General features: G+C 67.5%; 1 protein-coding gene. It reads right to left on the reverse strand.

The window, feature by feature from the left end; genetic code table 11:
* The coding region (locus F6S12_RS33525; protein WP_315870083.1) for a PQQ-binding-like beta-propeller repeat protein at positions 1-237 on the reverse strand (237 nt) is incomplete at both ends.

Raw genomic sequence — 237 nt, forward strand, 5'->3', positions numbered from 1 at the left:
CCAGGGCGATGACCCGGGCGTCGAGGGTGCCGAAGTAGATCTTGTCGCCGTAGATCGCCGCGCCGCGGTTGACCACGTCGCAGCACGGGCGAATGTTGTCCGGCAGGCGGTGGTTGTAGGTCCACAGGCGCTTGCCGGTCTTGGCGTCCAGGGCGAACACCCGGGAGTAGGAACCGGTGACGTAGACCACGCCGTCGCGGACGATGGCCTGGGATTCCTGGCCGCGCTGCTTCTCGT

The sequence above is a fragment of the Pseudomonas sp. JV245A genome (assembly GCF_032424515.1).
Taxonomy (GTDB): Bacteria; Pseudomonadota; Gammaproteobacteria; order Pseudomonadales; family Pseudomonadaceae; genus Aquipseudomonas; species Aquipseudomonas protegens.